Here is a 604-nt window from a genome sequence, read left to right as displayed (position 1 = left end):
TCAACATAATGTGGGGGAATTATACGCCACTCACCGGGCGGCTCCGCTGCCCGAATCAACCCCGTACAGCGGTTCGCAGCGTATAATTGACATTATGTCTGGCGCCCCCGCTTATCGGCCTCGCGGGGTGTGGCGCACAAGGCTGCGCCTTCTGCTCTAATCACCTGAGCCAGTCCCTGGCAAACCCCGTGCCGAACCTGAACACCGTGCCCCTGTCCGGCCAACCGTCCTTCTTCTTTAGCGGCTTTGCCATCGTCCGGCCAACAACCCTGTAGGCAGGTCGGCCTGCGGCCTCCGTTTTTACCTCCCCCGCCCCGACCCTGCTGCACTGGCTGCGCCCGGCTCGCAGTCGCAAGCTCCTCGCTCGTTGCCGTGCTCGCCATCTCCGCCCCGTGCCGCCCCCGCAGGGGGCTTCCCTTGAACAAGGCGGGTCATGCAAAACCGTGCTCAATCTGAAACAGCGGTGCTCCAGAGCGTCGCAGGGCGCCGCTTGCAGGCTCTGTGCCGCCCGCACCCGCAGAACGGCCGCCCGCCGCCCAGACAAGCTGGTCAGCGTCCAGCCGTTGCCGACAATCCTGAAAGTGTACCTCGGCGTTTTGGGTTC

The 604-nt window shown here is 64.7% G+C and carries 1 protein-coding gene; it reads right to left on the bottom strand.

Annotated elements, in window-relative coordinates; genetic code table 11:
• Window positions 1–92 precede the first annotated feature (92 nt).
• Complete coding sequence (locus Xmir_RS22305) at window positions 93–329, bottom strand: hypothetical protein (RefSeq protein ID WP_145956967.1); 237 nt, start codon at window positions 327–329, stop codon at window positions 93–95.
• Between the last annotated feature and the right edge of the window lie 275 nt (window positions 330–604).

The sequence above is a fragment of the Xenorhabdus miraniensis genome (genome assembly GCF_002632615.1).
This window is presented reverse-complemented; position numbering and strand designations above follow the sequence as displayed.